This is a genomic window from Pseudomonas syringae (assembly GCF_000737245.1).
GTDB lineage: Bacteria > Pseudomonadota > Gammaproteobacteria > Pseudomonadales > Pseudomonadaceae > Aquipseudomonas > Aquipseudomonas syringae_J.
The window spans coordinates 1-18,493 of record NZ_JPQU01000048.1; the positions used below are offsets into that span (position 1 = coordinate 1).

At 57.1% G+C, this 18,493-nt stretch carries 11 protein-coding genes; 7 read left to right on the forward strand and 4 right to left on the reverse strand.

The annotated features are described in order from the left end of the window. The first annotated feature begins 163 nt into the window (after positions 1–163). Positions 164–2,839, forward strand: coding sequence for a dermonecrotic toxin domain-containing protein (locus IV01_RS08250; protein WP_032629994.1), 2,676 nt, complete (start codon positions 164–166; stop codon positions 2,837–2,839). A 1-nt stretch (position 2,840) separates the two neighbouring features. Here the strand turns inward: IV01_RS08250 and IV01_RS08245 are convergent, their stop codons facing one another. The 3 genes from IV01_RS08245 to putA form a co-directional block, all read right to left on the reverse strand. Then, positions 2,841–4,643 carry an acyl-CoA dehydrogenase gene (locus tag IV01_RS08245; RefSeq protein WP_032629995.1) on the reverse strand — a complete coding sequence of 601 codons (1,803 nt, stop codon included), beginning with the start codon at positions 4,641–4,643 and terminating at the stop codon, positions 2,841–2,843. 212 nt (positions 4,644–4,855) lie between these two features. Continuing rightward, entirely contained in the window at positions 4,856–6,007 is a 1,152-nt protein-coding gene (locus tag IV01_RS08240) for a hypothetical protein (protein WP_032629996.1), read from the reverse strand. Between the two features lie 268 nt (positions 6,008–6,275). Then, a complete protein-coding gene (gene putA, locus IV01_RS08235; RefSeq protein WP_032629997.1) occupies positions 6,276–10,229 on the reverse strand; it encodes a trifunctional transcriptional regulator/proline dehydrogenase/L-glutamate gamma-semialdehyde dehydrogenase in 3,954 nt (1,317 codons plus the stop codon). Between the two features lie 455 nt (positions 10,230–10,684). Here putA and putP point away from each other — a divergent pair, with 455 nt between their 5' ends. The 5 genes from putP (at position 10,685) to IV01_RS0125305 (ending at position 15,078) form a co-directional block, all read left to right on the forward strand. Continuing rightward, the gene (gene putP, locus IV01_RS08230; protein WP_032629999.1) at positions 10,685–12,175 is read left to right on the forward strand and encodes a sodium/proline symporter PutP; all 1,491 of its coding nucleotides are present in this window, start codon (positions 10,685–10,687) and stop codon (positions 12,173–12,175) included. Positions 12,176–12,636: 461 nt separating this feature from the next. Beyond that, the gene (locus IV01_RS08225) at positions 12,637–13,122 is read left to right on the forward strand and encodes a hypothetical protein (protein ID WP_032630000.1); all 486 of its coding nucleotides are present in this window, start codon (positions 12,637–12,639) and stop codon (positions 13,120–13,122) included. A 3-nt stretch (positions 13,123–13,125) separates the two neighbouring features. Beyond that, positions 13,126–14,232, forward strand: coding sequence for a polymorphic toxin type 44 domain-containing protein (locus IV01_RS08220; RefSeq protein ID WP_032630001.1), 1,107 nt, complete (start codon positions 13,126–13,128; stop codon positions 14,230–14,232). Beyond that, a complete protein-coding gene (locus IV01_RS0125300) occupies positions 14,229–14,633 on the forward strand; it encodes a hypothetical protein (protein ID WP_050507783.1) in 405 nt (134 codons plus the stop codon). Before IV01_RS08220 ends, IV01_RS0125300 begins: the two co-directional genes overlap by 4 nt. A gap of 16 nt (positions 14,634–14,649) precedes the next feature. Beyond that, complete coding sequence (locus IV01_RS0125305) at positions 14,650–15,078, forward strand: hypothetical protein (protein ID WP_050507785.1); 429 nt, start codon at positions 14,650–14,652, stop codon at positions 15,076–15,078. A gap of 283 nt (positions 15,079–15,361) precedes the next feature. Here IV01_RS0125305 and IV01_RS08215 read toward each other — a convergent pair whose 3' ends face one another. Then, on the reverse strand, positions 15,362–16,033 hold the full coding sequence (locus tag IV01_RS08215; RefSeq protein ID WP_032630002.1) for a polysaccharide lyase family 7 protein: 672 nt from the start codon (positions 16,031–16,033) through the stop codon (positions 15,362–15,364). Positions 16,034–16,348: 315 nt separating this feature from the next. On the opposite strand from IV01_RS08215, the gene IV01_RS08210 reads away from it, so the two are divergent. Further along, positions 16,349–18,478: a putative bifunctional diguanylate cyclase/phosphodiesterase gene (locus tag IV01_RS08210; protein WP_032630003.1), complete on the forward strand. Its 2,130-nt coding sequence runs from the start codon at positions 16,349–16,351 to the stop codon at positions 18,476–18,478. The last annotated feature ends 15 nt before the right edge of the window (positions 18,479–18,493 follow it).

Genomic DNA, 18,493 nt, shown 5'->3' on the forward strand with positions numbered 1-18,493 from the left:
CGGGTGGATGTACTGGCCTCTTCCCGGCTAAAGCCAGTCCCACGTCGTCGCGCCACGCCGATGGCATCGCGGACCAGCGCGCATGTAGGTAATTAACTACCGCACCTGTTTCCCCCATAGCTGGTTGGATATCCCCTCCAATATATCCAAGGGAATGGACAGGATGGGCGCTACAGTTACCGGTTTTGATACGGCTGCACTCAACGAGCGCAGCACGAGCGACGAGTCTCGGCTCAAAAAAATGGCCCGGCGGTTCCTCGCCGATTACCCGGACATTCACGGGCTGGCCTATGTCCAGGCACACAGGATCCTGAAAAAACACTCAGCCGGGCATCTCAATCCAGACAAGATCTACTGGCACCGCTTCTCTGACGGGACTCGCTCCAGCCCCCGGACCTTCACTGGCTGGGAGCATTTGGGTCAGCCCGTAGAGTCGATGACCCTGGTGGAACTGGTCATGCACAGATTCAGCGCCCAGGACCAAGACGCCGAGCCCGGTGCACTTGAACTAACGGGAGGTTTCTACACCGATGGGCCAGAGCACAGGGTTTTCAACGAGCACAATGAAGTCGCCCTTTTGCCGCACGACGTACTGAGTGATTTCTGGGCCCTCGATTTCAGTGACACCTACACCAGGGGGCTGTCGCACTTCTGGGCCATGCACAGCGAAAACTTCCGCACGTTGGCCAAAGCGCATTACCTCGCCGCTGCTGCCAACGCAAAGCGTGCCTTTGCGCTACCAGATGAGCACTACCAGACGATCATTCATGCCGTAGCCGCCTCAATCCCGGATGTCATGACCCCGGCGGTGCTTCAGGCGCGTGTTGCTCCGCAACCGGGCGTCACTTTGCGCAGCTTCGACATCGGCGAGTACGTCGCCCATGACATTGTGCGAATTGTCGATAGCAAGGGTGGGCAAATTCTGTACGTACCTGCGCAGAAGCACGCTTTCCATTTTTTTGCCGATGATGCCGCCCTGCAAGCCTGGGTGCTGACGCAATGCGCAACTGACGTGTCGCGATCGGCCTTCACGTTGCATTTCTTTTCCTCGCAGGCCGCCAAGGATCAGGACAACGGAGTATTCGACAGCTGGATCGGGCAGCTGCAACGCAATGAGTGGTCTGATCAGAAAGTCATCAATCGTATCGATCAGGAGATTGAAACCGACGTATTTGAGCATTTGCGTGAACTCGCTCAGGCCAATATGAAAGCGCAGGCCCACCTGCTTCTGACATCAAATGCCGACCTGCGCAAACAGATGATGATTGGCTATCTAAACGCTTTCACCCAAGTGTTCGATGGGGTCGCCCCATTGGCGTGGCCTTTGACTCTGACGCTGATTGGCGCCGCTCTGATCAATGTCGGTTTGAGCATTGATCAGGCCATTAACGGCAACACGCCCAGGCTGCGCAAGGCAGGGGTGATTAGCGCAATTCTCAGTACGGTTTTTGTGGTGTTCAACCTGCCGGAAATCGCGGCCGTTGCCGGTCCGGGCAGGGAGTTGTCGGAAGCGGAGGCGGCAATTGAAACGGTGGAGGATTGGGTGCCAGCCGCTAACAGCGATGCATCTCTGGCCGAGCTGCGGGGCAATGTGATTCTGGATGAGGACCCTGGCGTCGCGTCCGGGCACATGCAGGGCATCAGGGTGCGCGCGAATGGTGAGACGTGGATTGAAATCCACCATCTGCCCTATCGTGTTTCGTATAACAGCTCGCTGCGAACCTGGACCGTCGTCGATCCTCAAAACCCGTTCGCCTTCTTTGGATTCAAGCCGGTGCGGCTCAATGCTCAAGGGGAATGGGAGTTATTGGTTCCGCCTGGTCTGGCTGGCGGCTCTCCCATTGATGAGGTTGCAGGATCATCGTCATCGACAGTCTTTCAATCACAACCCCTGGTCTCGACCAAATCCGCATTCTGGGATGCCCATATGCGCTTTGACCTGCTCGAAGAGGAGCGACTCTCCGAAATGGCCCTTGCGCGGCAAAAAGCGGTGGTGGATGACTGCGTTCGGGAGTATGACCCGGCGTCGGACTTTGACTCGGAAATGGATTCCGGTGGCTTCATTACAACGGATGAGGACGATAACCGGCTATTGGTTGACGCTTGGGGCGACGAGCATCGCTTGTTTAAAACCGAGGATGAGTACATCGGTGGGCGTGTTTCTGATTACACGGCGCGAGACACGGATTTCAACGTCTACCTTCGCACTGGTGAGTCGCAGCTTGCGAATCAGATCGAAATGATCGAGGAGCTCGCCGAGGATATCGACAGCATTGGTTGCAACAACGACGTGGACCTGTATCGCGGCGGCAGCGGCCATCGTAGTACGTCGGGCTTGACGTTCCGCAGCGGCAAGATCAAGGCCGGGGATATTCTGGTCAATACCGACTTCACCTCATTCAGTGAAAATCCCTATGTGGCGCGGATTTTTTCCAGCAGCCAAGGGGGTGTGCAATCGCATATTTTTCAGCTGCACATCAACGATGGTGCTGCGATCACGTTTGACGACACCTCCATCGTTTTCGAATTGCCGAGCAAAGCCTATCGAACGGCGACGCCGATAGCGCCATTTTCGGGCGATTGGGAGGAGGCCGAGTCGGTCTTCAAACCTGGCACTTATTTCAGGATCGAGAACATCGAGGAAGTGGCAGGCGATCATTTCAAGTTCATCAAGGTGCGCTTAAGCGAAAGTCCGCCCGGCCGGCACCGCACCGGTGAACCCGCAGGGCGGATTTTTGATCTGCGCACCGGAGAGCCTTTCAATCGCGAGCAATACGCGGCGAAGCTCGGGCCCCAGGGCGCAGCGCTGTTGCACTTGTTCTTCCCGCCAGCGACCTGACTTAGAACCAGCAGTCCCGCATAGCAAGACAGGTGTCATCACGGGCTTCAAGAATCGCCAGTTCGTGATGGCAGCTCGGCACTTCCCAGGTCAGAAAGTAACGCGCAGCCTGCAGTTTGCCTTGATAGAAGTCCTTATCGGCCACGTTGCCATTGGCGAGGCCCTGTTGTGCGTGTATCGCCTGTTCCAGCCAGCGCCAGCCGATTACGGTATGGCCGAATGCCTTGAGGTACAGCGCCGAGTTGGCCAGCGCTGCGTTGACCTTGCCTTGCGCCAGATCGCCCAGTAGCGCGAGGGTCACGGTCTGCAGATGCGCCACCAAATGCTCCAGTGGTTGGCGCAGCTCGGTCAATGTCTCGTGGGCTTGAGCGCGTTGCGAGGTTTCGGCAATCAGCCGCAGTAATTGCTTGAGGCCCGCGCCGCCGTCTTGCGCTAGCTTGCGCCCCAGCAAATCCAGGGACTGAATGCCATTGGTGCCTTCGTGGATCGGATTCAGGCGATTGTCACGGTAATACTGTTCGACCGGGTATTCCCGGGTGTAACCGTGACCGCCGAGGACCTGGATCGCCAGCTCGTTGGCCTTCAGGCAAAACTCCGAAGGCCAGGCCTTGACGATTGGCGTTAGCAAGTCCAGCAGCTTTTGGGCTTGCTGGCGAACCGCTTCGGTTTCCCCGGTGGTGGTGTCGTCGAACAGCCTGGCGGCATACAGGCCCAGATCAAACGCGCCTTCCACATAAGCTTTTTGCGTCAGCAGCATGCGCCGCACATCTGCGTGCTCAATGATTGGCACCGGCGCACTGTCCGGGCTTTTGCTATCCGGCAAGCGACCTTGTGGCCGCTCGCGGGCGTAATCCAGTGAATACAGATAACCCGCGTAACCGAGCATCACCGCACCCATGCCCACACCAATGCGCGCCTCGTTCATCATCTGGAACATGTAGCTCAAGCCCTGATGTGGTTTGCCCACCAGATAAGCAACACACTGGCCGTTATCGCCGAAGTTCAGCGCGGTGGAGGTCGTACCGCGCCAGCCCATCTTGTGGAACAGCCCGGCCAGAATCACATCGTTACGCGAGCCAAGGCTGCCGTCTTCTTTCACCAGCAACTTGGGCACGATAAACAGCGAAATACCTTTCACTCCGGCAGGCGCATCCGGCAGCTTGGCTAGCACCATGTGCACGATATTCTCGGAAAGCTGATGATCACCGCCGGAAATAAAGATCTTGTTGCCACGCAGACGATAGGTGCCATCTTCAGCGGGCTCCGCTCGGGTGCGGATGTCCGAAAGCGAAGAGCCAGCATGGGGTTCGGTCAACGCCATGGTGCCGAAGAAGCGGCCTTCAATCATCGGCTTTAGAAACTGCTGCTTCTGCGCGTCGCTACCGAAACTTTCAATCAGGTTGGCCGCACCCATGGTCAGAAATGGATACGCGGTGGAGCCCGCATTCGCAGCCTGAAAATGAGCAAAACAGGCTTGAGATAAAAGAGTCGGCAACTGCATGCCGCCGTCTTCGAAGCCTCGGGTTGCATTCAGAAAACCCGCTTCAAGGAACGCATCCACCGCCGGCTTTACTTCGGGTATCAAGATCGCCTCGCCATTTTCATAGCGCGGCTCGTTTTCATCGGCCTTGCGATTGTGTGGGGCGAAGTATTTTTCAGCGATGGCCCGCGCCGTGCCAATCGCAGCGTCGAACGTCTCCCGATTGTGCTCGGCAAACCGCTCACGCCGGGTCAGGGCTTCGGCGTCCAGCACTTCGTAAAGCTCGAAAGCCAGATTGCGGGAACTGAGCAGCAACTCGGACATGACCCTGTACCTTTTTGTTGGAATGGGTTGAGTCTAGGCCGCTGATTTTGGGCTGCACAGGATGATTGATTTGGGTGATGGCGGGGGCTGCGCCACACCTCGGTAGGAGCGCGCTTGCCCGCGATTGCGTCCTCACTGTCGACTAATGTGTCGTGGGCGGAACCCTGATCGCGGGCAAGCGCGCTCCTACTGGCGTCTAAGGAGCGGAGTTGTTACGCCAACAACCTCAACAGCGTCGTGACCGATCCGGATGTCCCGCCGACGACAATCTTGCCATCAGGCTGGACCATCACGCTTTTCACGAAGCCGATCTGCTCGTCGGTGAAGGTGATCGAGCCTGAGCCGTCGCTACCGAATTCACTATCCAGACCGCCATCCGGGAAGTAGCGGGTCAGCCTGTTGGCGGTTATCACGCCGCGGTGGGCTACCAGGATTTTGCCGTCTGCTTGCAGGGTCATGTCTTCGCCAACCTCGCCCGGTACGCGCAATGGCTCGCCGCGGTTAAATGTCACGTCGATTTGTCCGGTGCTTGTCAGGCAAATCAGGTAACTGGCCGCGCTATTGTCGATGTTCGAGCTGTTGATAAGTGCAACGATTTTGCCGTTGTCGAGCTCGTTCACTCGGCGGCATGCCGTGTAACGGGCATTGATCATCCTGACCGCGTACACGCCGCCGTCGGCAAAATCCAGATCCAGTTCGCCCGCGTCATTCATGCGCAGGATAAAACCGTCATTACCTACTTCGCCGGCCAAATAAAATGACGTGGTATTAACACTGCGCGCCATGTGCAGAGTAGATACATAAGTATTGCCGGTCAGGAAAGTTGCGATGCCTGCGGTGCCGAAACTACCATCTTGTTCCCCATCGAAGTGTCGACGATGAACGACGCCGCCACTGCGGTTTGATGTGGCGAGCAGGAACTTGTCGTCCAGTCCCAATAGTCGCGGAGTTGAGGATTGCGGACCCTCGGCGATATCGCGGATAGAAATGAACTTGCCGTCCTGATCATAGTTGATCAGTGGAAGTTGGCTGTACGCTGCGCCGGTAACAAAGAATGATCCGTCCGCCAGCCTGGCAATGCTGCTGACGCTGGCTGCAAGGTTAACGGGCGGCACAGTGGACAGGCCATCCTGGGTATCGCCGAAGCGGGTGTCAAAGGCGCCGTCATCAATGAGGGCGCCAACGCCCGGGATGGACAGGTTCGGAATTTCTCGCTCGTAGGAGCCATAGATCATCAAGCGGCGGCCGGTTGCATCCAGGGCCAGGTTTGACAGGTCATTGCGGAAGTTGCCTGGCGGGCGAACATCGAGTTTGCCATTAACACCAAATGTCGGGTCCAGCTCATTGCGTTGAGTTTGAGTCATTTGTTTGATCTCTAATTGCGGTAATTATGTATTTTCGAGAGATGCTTATTGATCAATCGATAATGCGTTTAATCACAGGAGTTCAGAGAGTGCAATATGTTTTTTTGTGGTCTTTTGAGTATTTTGCTGTGTGTATATATATGTATTGGCTAATATATATAAAGCTTATTTTGTATCGAATCAATTAGTTTGTTGTTTGTCAAGTAACTCGAATAAAAGTCCAAAAAAAAGAGAGCCGAAGCTCTCTTTTCAGTTGCCAGTCAAACCATCAGCCGATGGTCATCAAGCTCGCGTTGCCACCCGCCGCAGCGGTGTTGACGCTCAGTGCGCGCTCAATCACCAGGCGTTCCAGTGCAACGTTGGTTTCGCCATGGGACAGCCCGTTGACGCCGACGATGGCGCCAGCACGCTGGGCAACCTGCTCGCAGACTTCGCGCAGTTGGTCCGAGTCGCCGTGATGCAGAACGGCATCGATCAGCACCTCATCCTTGCTCCAGTCGGCCACCAGCTTGATGCGCGCCTGGACTTCTTTGGGCAGGCGAGCGCGCAGTGGCTTGCAGAGGGCGTTGTCCGGCCAGATGGCGCTGCTGCCAACCGCGAGAACCGCGGCCAGCTGGATCAACAGATCGCTTTCGGCTTCGGCGAGGCACAGAACATGTTCGCGAGGCAGAATGCTGTAGCTGTTGCGCTCGCCGGTCGGGCCGGCCAGCAGGCGTGTGATCCCGCTTTGCGATTGCGCCGCAAACTGGCTGCACAGCTGATCCAGTTCAGGTTGCTGATTGCCGGTCGCCCAGGTTTTCAGCGCCTGCAACGGCTGGCTCATGGCTTCGCGCATCCGCACATCCGGGGCTGTGAGGGTGTCGCCACGCACGAACGATTGCTCGATGGCATCAACCGGGCGGGTCGAGAGCAGGCGATACAGATAGAGCGGGCCGCCAGCTTTCGGGCCGGTGCCCGACAGGCCTTCACCACCGAATGGCTGTACGCCTACCACTGCGCCGACGATGTTGCGGTTAACGTAGACGTTGCCCGCGTTGACGTTGTCGATGACCTTGGCGATTGTCTCATCAATGCGAGTGTGCACGCCGAGGGTCAGGCCATAGCCGGAAGCATTGATCTGGCCGATCAACTGGTCCAGTTCTCTGCGCTTGTAGCGAACCACGTGCAGTACCGGGCCGAAGATCTCCCGTTGCAGCTCGTCGAAGCTGTCCAGCTCGATCAGGGTTGGCATCACGTAGGTGCCGCGCTTCATTTCGTCGCTGTCGGCAATGGCAACCTGGTAGACCGTGCGGCCTTTGTCGCGCATGCCTTGAATGTGCTTGTCGATGCCTGCCTTGGCTTCGGCGTCGATGACCGGGCCGATGTCCACAGACAGACGCTCAGGGTTGCCGAGGCGACATTCAGCCATGGCGCCTTTGAGCATTTCGATAACGCGATCTGCCGAGTCTTCCTGCAGGCACAGGACCCGCAGAGCCGAGCAGCGTTGGCCGGCGCTGTCGAAAGCCGAGGAAACGACGTCTATGACCACTTGCTCGGTCAGCGCCGAGGAATCGACGATCATGGCGTTCTGGCCGCCGGTTTCGGCAATCAGCGGGATCGGACGGCCCTGAGCATCCAGGCGCCCGGCGATGTTGCGTTGCAGCAGACGAGCGACTTCGGTGGAACCGGTGAACATCACGCCTTTGACCCGATCGTCGCCGACCAGACGTGCACCGACGGTTTCGCCGCGACCCGGCAGCAACTGCAGCACGCCTTCCGGAATGCCAGCTTCCAACAGAATGCGCACGGCTTGCGCTGCCACCAGCGGTGTTTGCTCGGCCGGTTTGGCGAGGACCGGGTTACCGGCTGCCAACGCTGCGGCAACCTGACCGCTGAAGATTGCCAGCGGGAAGTTCCATGGGCTGATGCACACCACCGGACCCAGCGGGCGATGGGCGTCGTTGCTGAAATCATTGCGCGCCTGCACGGCGTAATAGCGCAGGAAGTCGACCGCTTCGCGGACTTCGGCGATGGCGTTGGCGAAAGTCTTGCCGGCTTCACGAGCCAACAGGCCCATGAGTGGCTGGATTTCGGCTTCCATCAGGTCGGCGGCGCGTTCCAGGATCGCGGCACGCTCGGCTGGCGGCGTGGCTTGCCAGATCGGGCCGGAACTCAAGGCGCAGAGCAGGGCGTTGTCGACGTCTGCCAGGCTGGCTTCCTGCACGTGACCGACTACGTCACGCAGATCGGACGGGTTCAGCAGCGCAGTCGAAGGACCTTCGCTGGCCGGGCAACCCAGCATCGGCGCGGCTTTCCAGTTGTTGTGCGCCGTCGCCAGCAGGGCTGAAGACAGTGAGCCCAGGCGATGTTCGTTGGCCAGGTCGATACCGCTGGAGTTGGCGCGCTCCGGGCCGTACAGGTCACGCGGCAATGGGATACGCGGGTGCGGCAGGCCGAAACCACCTTCCTGGGTCGCCATGCGCTCGATGCTGGCTACCGGATCGGCTACCAGTTCCTGAATCGAGATCGACTGGTCGGCAATGCGGTTGACGAACGAGGTGTTGGCCCCGTTCTCCAGCAAGCGACGTACGAGGTAAGCCAGCAATGTTTCGTGGGTGCCGACTGGCGCGTAGACGCGGCACGGTCGGTTCAGCTTGCCATCGGCGACTTTGCCCACAACCTGCTCGTAAAGCGGTTCGCCCATGCCATGGAGGCACTGGAACTCGTACTGGCCGGGGTAATAGTTCTGACCAGCAATGTGGTAAATGGCCGACAGGGTATGGGCGTTGTGCGTGGCGAACTGCGGATAGATGGCTTCAGGCACCGACAGCAGTTTGCGTGCGCAAGCGATGTAGGACACGTCGGTGTACACCTTGCGGGTGTACACCGGATAGCCTTCCAGGCCTTCGACCTGAGCGCGTTTGATTTCGCTGTCCCAGTACGCGCCTTTCACCAGACGAATCATCAGGCGATGACGGCTGCGACGCGCCAGATCAATCACGTAGTCGATCACATACGGGCAGCGCTTCTGATAGGCCTGGATGACAAAGCCAATACCGTTCCAGCCGGTCAGCTGCGGTTCGAAACACAGGCGCTCCAGCAGATCCAGTGAAAGCTCAAGGCGGTCTGCTTCTTCTGCGTCGATGTTCAGGCCGATGTCGTATTGCTTGGCCAGCAGGGTCAGGGACAAAAGGCGCGGGTACAGCTCTTCCATGACGCGCTCGTATTGAGCGCGGCTGTAACGAGGGTGCAGAGCCGAGAGCTTGATGGAAATGCCCGGGCCTTCATAAATGCCTCGGCCATGGGACGCCTTGCCGATGGAGTGGATCGCCTGCTCGTAGGAAGCCAGGTATTTCTGGGCGTCATGTTCGGTCAGTGCCGCTTCGCCGAGCATGTCGTAGGAGTAGCGGAAGCCTTTGGCTTCGAAGCGGCTGGCGTTGGCCAGGGCTTCACCGATGGTCTCACCGGTGACGAACTGCTCGCCCATCAGGCGCATCGCCATGTCCACGCCTTTGCGGATCATTGGCTCGCCACTCTTGCCGATGATGCGGCTCAGGGAGGAGGTCAGCCCGGCTTCGTTGTGTGTGGCGACCAGTTTGCCGGTCAGCAGCAGGCCCCAGGTCGCGGCGTTGACGAACAGCGAAGGGCTGTTGCCCAGGTGTGGATGCCAGTTGCCGGTGCTGATCTTGTCGCGGATCAGTGCATCACGCGTGCCTTTGTCCGGGATGCGCAGCAAGGCTTCGGCCAGGCACATAAGCGCCACGCCTTCCTGAGAGGACAGGGAAAATTCCTGCAGCAGGCCCTGCACGATACCCGCACGACCACCCGCGCTCTTCTGATTGCGCAGCTTTTCAGCAATCGAGGCGGCCAGCTTGTTGGTGGCTTCGGCCATTGGAGCAGGCAAGCGCGCCTGCTCGATGAGCATTGGCACCACTTCCGGCTCCGGGCGGCGATAGGCGGCGGTAATGGCCGCACGCAATACCGATTGCGGGAGGATGCTTTCGGCAAACTCCAGGAAGCACTGATGCACCGCGTCCACCGGCAGATCGCCGTGGTCGTCGCCGTCTTTGGCAGCGCTACCGTTGAGGTCCGAAAGGGTCGCACCACCTTCGAGTTTTTCCAGGTAATTGAAAATTGCCTGTTTGATAAGCCAGTGCGGAGTCCGGTCAATGGACTGAGCGGCTGCTTTCAATCGCTCGCGGGTCGGGTCGTCGAGTTTGACACCCAGGGTGGTGGTCGCCATGTGCTGTCCTCATCGTGCCACTGCAATGTGGCCTTGGTTGTCGGACAAGATTATCGATGCGCCTGTCCGGGTGCAACCGGGTGCAACCCTTTTTTGATTGATTATTTTTCTCGCCTGCCAGACGGTTGATTTGCCTGCTGAGCCTGCACAACCGTGGTGCTTGTTGTTCTGACGGAAGGGAGTTGATGCTCTGGAACGAGGCGTTCACTCGTCAAAATCCGAAAAAAACGACACGCAGGTGCAACTTTTCGTCGGTAAATAGGTTGCACCGCTCGTGACTTGTTGAATAGGATGCGTCGCAATGTCGCAACCACGATTGAGAATTGCTCCAATAACTGAGGTTTTCAACAGAAAAACCCGGTCCGCATGGCTGGCTTTTGATCGGACGCAGGTTCGGTACGTCACGAGGTGACGGCAGTTGGCGTTCTATAACAACAATGCCCAGGCGAAATACAATGAGTGTCAGCAATCCCACCCTGATCACGTTCGTGATTTATATCGCAGCAATGGTTCTGATTGGTCTTATGGCCTATCGCTCGACCAATAACCTCTCTGATTACATTCTTGGCGGCCGCAGCCTGGGCAGTGTCGTGACGGCATTGTCTGCAGGGGCTTCGGACATGAGTGGCTGGCTCTTGATGGGCTTGCCGGGCGCTATTTATATGTCTGGTCTCTCAGAGGGCTGGATTGCCATCGGCTTGATCGCTGGCGCTTATCTGAACTGGCTGTTCGTAGCAGGTCGGTTGCGCGTGCAGACCGAGCACAACGGCGACGCCCTGACTCTGCCGGACTATTTCACCAGCCGCTTCGAAGACAAAAGCGGTCTGCTGCGGGTGATTTCTGCTGTGGTGATTCTGGTGTTCTTCACTATTTACTGTGCGTCAGGAATCGTTGCCGGTGCGCGGCTGTTTGAGAGCACCTTCGGCATGTCGTACGAGACCGCGTTGTGGGCCGGTGCGGCAGCCACTATCGCGTACACCTTCGTAGGTGGCTTCCTCGCAGTCAGCTGGACCGATACGGTGCAGGCGACGCTGATGATTTTTGCGCTGATCCTTACCCCGATCATCGTGCTGCTCGCCACGGGTGGTGTCGACGCGACGTTCCTGGCCATCGAAGCCAAGGATCCTGGCAACTTCGACATGTTCAAGAACACCAGCATCATCGGCATCATTTCCTTGATGGGCTGGGGTCTGGGTTACTTTGGTCAGCCGCATATCCTGGCGCGTTTCATGGCAGCAGACTCGGTGAAGTCAATTGCCAGCGCGCGACGCATTTCCATGACCTGGATGATCCTGTGTCTGGCCGGTACGGTCGCTGCGGGTTTCTTCGGGATTGCCTACTTCTCGGCGCACCCTGATGTGGCCGGGCCGGTGACTGAAAACCCTGAGCGTGTCTTCATTGAGCTGGCGAAGCTGCTGTTCAACCCATGGGTGACCGGCGTTCTGCTTTCGGCGATTCTTGCCGCAGTCATGAGCACCTTGAGCTGCCAGCTGCTGGTGTGCTCCAGCGCCTTGACCGAAGACTTCTACAAAGCATTCCTGCGCAAAAACGCTTCGCAGAAGGAACTGGTCTGGGTCGGTCGCGCCATGGTGCTGCTGATCGCGATCATCGCCATCATCCTCGCGGCAAACCCGGAAAATCGCGTATTGGGTCTGGTGAGCTATGCCTGGGCAGGTTTCGGCGCTGCGTTCGGCCCAGTGGTGCTGATCTCGGTATTGTGGAAAGGCATGACCCGCAATGGCGCGCTGGCCGGTGTACTGGTGGGCGCAATCACTGTGATTGTCTGGAAGCAACTGGGTATCTGGGGCTTGTACGAAATCATCCCTGGTTTCATCTTCGCCAGCATTGCGATCGTGGTCTTCAGTAGCATCGGTAAAGGTCCGTCGGCTGGCATGCAGACACGCTTTGAGCTGGCCGAGCAAGAGTTCAAGGCTGCTACGCGCTAAGTGAGCATCTATACCTGTGGGGGGCTCTGTTGGAGTGAGGCTTGCCCGCGAATCAGACGACGCGGTTAGCCAGATGTACCGCGTCATCGTTTTTTTGCGGGCAAGCCTCGCTCCTACGGGTCCGGTGTTTTTCCAGACACACCCGGCCCGGTAGGAGCGCACCGAGGTTACGAGGCCCGCGATGGCGGTCTGCCTGACCCACCGCCATCGCTGCCTCGCATTGCTTGTGAGCTCCGGGATCGTATTTCCCAACTGGATCAGGCTGTGTTTTGCTTCAAGGGTTGTAGGTAGAAATATCTCAATGCAAGCGACTCAGGAAGTTTCCTTCGGCCTTTGCGGATTATCCCTACATAGTCCTTCCTGGCTTTTGTTTATCGTCTTACCGCCTCGTCGTAGATGCCTCTTTTCAGGGCAATTGCGGCGCGCGTATCTCGTTAAATCAGAATGTCAGGATGATGAATATGAAAGGATCGCAGCAAGCCCCTTATACCAACGAAGCCTCGTCAGAGCTTCTCAGCACTCTTGATAAATCGCCCTTCACTGATCGGCAGCTTGCTGAATTCAGCGAAGAGGCTGTGGCGCTCATTCGCCAGCAACAGGTTCATCGCAAGGCCCATCCTGCTGTTGCTATTTTTCGGCTAGCGACCGATGGCAGCGAAACCCGTGACGGTGGCGTGATCCAGCAGGGGACCACACCGTTAGAGATCACCCTGGAAAACGGTCAATGCGTGCGCGTGGCTCGGGTCGGGGATTGCGCCAAATATCCCGATGGCAGCACAGCGCAGATCATGACGGGGGCGGGTCAGGATAATGACCATTTAGCATTGGTTGGCAGTCTGCTCAGCAATGGCGACCAGATCATCAATACGCCGCAAGCCATAGGTATGTTCGTGCTGCATGACGGCATATCCATGAAGGATGATTTTCTACCTGTGGTGGAGGGATGAGCCATGGTGCGCTCCACAGCTCAAGGAATAGGAAAAGGTCTAGACGGTGACAAGACAACCACCGGCGCGGTGTGTATTACCAGCCTGCCCGAGGCAACCAATGGAGGTCGCGGGATTTTGCGACTCGGCGATGTAACCACTCCCTGCCCGAAATGCGGGAAGGCCGGTGAAATCGTCGGCAACCTGATGCCTACCATGAAATACAACGGGATTCCGGTCGCCATGGATGGCGCGGAAATCCTCTGCGGCTGCCCACCCGGCAGCAACCGACTGGAAGCTCCCGTTGAAGGGCCGCAGGTATCCAGAGCAATGGCCGCGCCAATCAGGCCTCCGGCGACAAATGCTCAACCAGCCAACCCTTGGGTTTCGGATAAAATCGCCGCTTCATTCAACCTGCCCGGGTCTGAAACTCAAGGGGTGGTCTGTAATCACCCCGATCAATTGCACGAACCGGCGCGCTACATCGCCGAGGAAATGAACCGGAACCTGAGTCACCCGGTTGTCTCGAAAATAAAAACACTGCTCAGCTATGACCCTATTGAAGAACAACGCCAATGGTTGGCACAGCCCTGGTATAGCAAAATCGGCAGAGTTCCCGACTTCCATGGCATAGCGCTGGGCAAGCAAGCGGCCGCAGCTGTGTTGTGGGCGAAGATGGTTGGGCAGGATCAAGAGTGGGATCATAAGCCGAAGTTAATTATTAGATTTAATGGTGCCGCTTGGCACAAATATGGACGACACACTTATTTCTACGATATTTGGTCCAATGTTCACTATGGCTATATTGGTGTTGCCTGCGGGTTCTCCGAGGACTGGTTATTTGATGGGGCAGGTCTAGAGCAGATCGGCTCTGACAGTGTCAGAAAAATAAAGAAGTGGCGTGAGCGGCCGGGTCCTCGCCGCTCTGAAGGCGTTGAGGGCTGGCGAGCATGGGATGACCCACCTGATCGAATCTCAATCGCTATCGGTATTAAGCTCTATCGGCGATATTCCACTGGAGGGCTTACGTCACCAATCCTCGTGGAGGAGGTCTTGGCAGTACCTTTGGCTGATTGGGGAAGTGCCGTTGAGGTACACGATTGCTATAAAACAAAGTTGGCGGTTACATGAAGTTTCTGGGTAAGTTAATCGGGGTGCTTTACATTATTTGGGTTGTTTGGACCACGGCAACCCCCACGGCTACGCTGCATTTCCCGGAAACCGCCATAGGCGAAATTCGCTACCAGTGGAACGCACGCCATAGGATTTTTCGAGGGGAGCTTTATCCCGGCGAAAGAGTGACTGACTGGGGTGACATATTTCCGAAAGAGGACTTTTTCATGGTCGTCGATTGGTGGGCTGATGGTGGAAGAAGGCAATGTGTCAAGGTCATCCCGAAATGGTACGGCACTGATATCTATCTGGATGCCAATGGCCAACTTGACCAAAGTCCTGAAGGCGGTACTGATCTGGATCGGGTTATGCACTGCACAAACCGGCCCGAGGAAAATATCACTTGCAGGCCTTGTTAACTAAAGGAAGGGCAATATGAGGTGGCTGGCTAGGCTATTTATTGCCCTGTTTTTTCTTTTGACGGTCTGGTTTGTCGCGATGCCTAGAGCCACTCTTAATTTTCCAGCAGACGGGGTTGGTGAGGTCGGCTACCAATGGAATACGCGGAACCGAATCTATCGAGGTGACATGCTTTCAGGTGGTCGGGCTACTGAACCAGGTGAATTAATACCCAGAGAAGATTTCTATACGGTGGTCGATTGGTGGATCAATAGTGAATATAGAGGGTGTGTAAAGGTCATCCCGAAGTGGTACGGCACCGATATCTATCTAGATGCCGACGGCAATCTTGACCTGAGCTCTGAGGGCGGCACTGATCTGGATCGGGTTATGCACTGTACTAACCGGCCCGAGGAAAATATCACTTGCAGGCCTTGTTCGCTAAATACACTGGTTCCCGATTGATTGCTGGGCGCTGGTTTCCAACGGGTGCTGGTGGGTCGGGGTGTGCGAGTGACCGCGAAGCGGTCGTGAAAAATGCGGACTCACCATTGCAGAAAAGTCGTTCCGCTTTGATCTGGCAGAGCAGGAGTTCAAGGCTGCTACCCGGTAAATCAACCTATAACCTGTGGGACCGGCTTTAGCCGGGAAGGGGCCAGTACATCCGCGACATATTTGTTGACTGGAGTGCTGCCTTCCCGGCTAAAGCCGGTCCCACGTCCCGCCGAGTCAAGCAGTGCCTGGTCTATCAGGTCCTGTTGTGGTCAATATCCAGCTTATAGAAGGTGGCCTTGCCGCCTTCGTTGCTGTAGCCGCTATTGTCCTGCACATAAACCCCTGCCTTGAAGTACAGCGGCTTGTCACGCCAGGTTGCGCTGATCGGAGTGCTCCAGTTTTTGCCTCGGGCGCTGACGCTCAGTTCGCCACCAGGGCTCAAGTGGATGATGTAATTGAATCGCTCGTTGAGCGGCACACCTTCCGCGACCTGAATCACTCGACTTTCCTTGTCATCAAAGCGATTGCGCACTTTGGCCACGATGTTTCCGTTGTGCGTGGCTTCTTTATATTGGTACTCGACCTTGAGCATGGGCTCGGTGCTGTCATAGGCATGAATCTGGCCGATGACGATCTTGCCTGACGAGGGCACTTGATTGACTTCCAGGGTGGCATTGAGAAAGTTGTCCGCGTCCGGATACATCCAGTTATGCAAGGTGCCATCGGCCCAGGTTTCTCGCAGTTCACTGCGGGGGAATTTGGCGTTGGCGGTGCGTGACCCGGTCACCGGCGACCAAAAAAAGATGTGCCCGGATTCAGAGCGAAAGTACTTGCCGTCATAGCCTTTGACCAGCGCAGAGGTCTCGATGGTTTTGGGGGGCGAACCCACAGGAATGCTCAGATTCCAAGATGCCATGTCTACCATTTTTCAGTTTCCATTATGTCTCATTGCTATTAGCACGCGTCTGGCTCAAGCCTTTGCGGCCTTTGTTATACGGTTTTGATTAGTTCCTGTTAACTGAAAAACGTCCGACGGCTGGCGTCAAAATGGTGTCACATTCGCCGCAGGTCACATGCCGTATACACCTGGGCATACCTACCGTTAGTCGGGTTGTTGGAGCTTTATTAGTGGCATTTCGCTAGCCGACTTCTGGTTTCTCAAATACCCGACTAGAGTGGATCCACTCGGATGAGGGGCCTAGCCTCCGCTGTTAGCGTCGAACTACATAAGAGAAGCAGCATGGAATGCGCGCAACCCAAGCCTGGTGATGGCCGTTCGGTTCTATTGGTTGTAGATGACTATCCGGAAAATCTGGTGACGATGCGCGCCGTACTGCAAAGGCAGGACTGGTGCATTGTCACGGCCAGCTCAGGCATCGAGGCGCTGTCCGTGTTACTGGAGCGGGAAGTGGATCTGGTGTTGCTGGATGTGCAGATGCCGGGGATGGATGGCTTCGAAGTTGCCCGCCTCATGCGCGGCAGTCAGCGGACCCGGCTGACGCCGATTATTTTCCTGACCGCGAATGAACAGTCTCAGGACGCAGTGCATCGCGGCTACGCCAGCGGTGCCGTCGACTATCTGTTCAAACCCTTCGATCCCCACGTACTCAAGCCCAAGGTCCAAGCCCTGCTGGAGCAGCAGCAGAATCGCCGTACCCTGCAAAAGCTTTCCCATGAACTGGAGACCGCACGGGCCTTCAATGCTTCGGTGTTGGACAACATTGACGAAGGGATTCTGGTGGTCAATGAAGCCGGTCTGATCAACTTCGCCAACCCGGCCATTTGCCGCCTGCTGGGTGCCAGCGTCGACGAGCTGACGGGGACCAGCGTGATTGATTACCTGGCTGAGCCCCACGTGGTTGAATGGACTCAGTCCGGCTTCTACCGGCATTACCGCAGCGCCGAAATCTATCGGCTGCATGATGCGGTTCTGCGTACCCGCGAAGGTTGCCAGGTACCGGTTGCGTTGTCCTGCGCGCCGCTGCCGGTGGAACAGAAGTCGATGGTGTTCAGCATTCTCGACATGTCGGTGGTGCGCGATCTCTACCAGCAGCTAGAGCATCAGGCGGTGACAGACGCCCTCACCGGGCTGTTGAACAGGCGTGGCTTTTATCAGGCGGTCGAAGGCATGTTGTTGCGCAACGAACATGCCGGCAAGTTTCTGGTGGTGTTGTACCTGGATCTGGATGGTTTCAAACGGGTCAACGATTCCCTGGGCCATGACGCGGGGGACCAGGTTCTGCTCTGGGTGGCCCAGCAACTCAAGGACTGCATGCGCCCATACGATGTGCTGGCGCGCATGGGCGGGGACGAATTTACCGTAGTGATCGAGGGCCTGGATTTCCCGGAGCACGCCGCCAAAGTGGCAGAAAAACTCATCGAACGGGTTTCGGTGCGGCGCCAGGTGGACGGTGTGGACGTGACCCTCGGAGCCAGCATCGGAATTGCAACCTACCCCGATTGTGGCTCGAATCTGGACGGCCTGCTGCGCGCAGCGGATATCGCCATGTACGAAGCCAAGCGGGCAGGGCGACAGCAGTATCGCTTCTACGATCAGGATATGAACGGCCGTGCCCGCTCACGCCTGATGCTGGAAAACAGCGTGCGGACCGCCATCGACGGCCAGGATTTTTCCATGGTCTATCAGCCGCAAGTGTTCATCGCAGACGGTCGCTTGCGCGGTTTCGAGGCGCTGCTGCGTTGGCAGCATCCGAGCGCCGGGGACGTGCCACCAGGATTGTTCATTCCTCTGCTTGAAGAAACCCGACTGATCAACAAGCTGGGCAGCTGGATTTTCGAGCAGGGCGCCGAGCAGCGTAGCCGCTGGGATGAGGTATTTGGCGCCGGTCTGGTGCTGAGCGTCAGCGTCAGTCCGACTCAGTTCAGCATGCCTAACCTCGCTGCGGAAATCCGTCGCGCCATGCAGCGCTTCAATCTCAAACCAGGCCAGTTGGAAGTCGAGATCACCGAAGCCTCGTTGGTGCATAACCTGGTGCACAGTCGAAACCAGATTCGTCATTTGCATGACATTGGGGTGAGCGTCGCGCTGGACGATTTCGGCGTGGGCGAATGTTCGCTTACGCACCTGCGCAACCTTGATATCGACACCTTGAAGATCGACCGCCATTTCATCGCCGGCATGCTTGCCTCCCAGCGGGATAAGGCGGTGGCGCGCAGCATCATCGATTTGTGCCGCAACCTGAATGTGTTGGTGATTGCCGAGGGTGTGGAGACCATCGAGCAGTATCAATGGCTGGCCGACAACGGTTGTCAGTTGATTCAGGGCTTTTTGGTGTCACGACCCGTGGTTGCCGAAGAGGCGTTGGCATTCCCGTCGACTTTTGACTGGCAGGCCATAAAGTCCGAATGAGTTCTGTACACTGGC

Coding starts and splice junctions, on each gene's coding strand:
- IV01_RS0125305 (WP_050507785.1), top strand. CDS start 14,650: ATGAGGTGGCTGGCTAGGCTATTTATTGCCCTGTTTTTTCTTTTGACG.
- IV01_RS08245 (WP_032629995.1), bottom strand. CDS start 4,643: ATGTCCGAGTTGCTGCTCAGTTCCCGCAATCTGGCTTTCGAGCTTTAC.
- IV01_RS08250 (WP_032629994.1), top strand. CDS start 164: ATGGGCGCTACAGTTACCGGTTTTGATACGGCTGCACTCAACGAGCGC.
- putP (WP_032629999.1), top strand. CDS start 10,685: ATGAGTGTCAGCAATCCCACCCTGATCACGTTCGTGATTTATATCGCA.
- IV01_RS08210 (WP_032630003.1), top strand. CDS start 16,349: ATGGAATGCGCGCAACCCAAGCCTGGTGATGGCCGTTCGGTTCTATTG.
- IV01_RS0125300 (WP_050507783.1), top strand. CDS start 14,229: ATGAAGTTTCTGGGTAAGTTAATCGGGGTGCTTTACATTATTTGGGTT.
- putA (WP_032629997.1), bottom strand. CDS start 10,229: ATGGCGACCACCACCCTGGGTGTCAAACTCGACGACCCGACCCGCGAG.
- IV01_RS08240 (WP_032629996.1), bottom strand. CDS start 6,007: ATGACTCAAACTCAACGCAATGAGCTGGACCCGACATTTGGTGTTAAT.
- IV01_RS08220 (WP_032630001.1), top strand. CDS start 13,126: ATGGTGCGCTCCACAGCTCAAGGAATAGGAAAAGGTCTAGACGGTGAC.
- IV01_RS08225 (WP_032630000.1), top strand. CDS start 12,637: ATGAAAGGATCGCAGCAAGCCCCTTATACCAACGAAGCCTCGTCAGAG.
- IV01_RS08215 (WP_032630002.1), bottom strand. CDS start 16,033: ATGGTAGACATGGCATCTTGGAATCTGAGCATTCCTGTGGGTTCGCCC.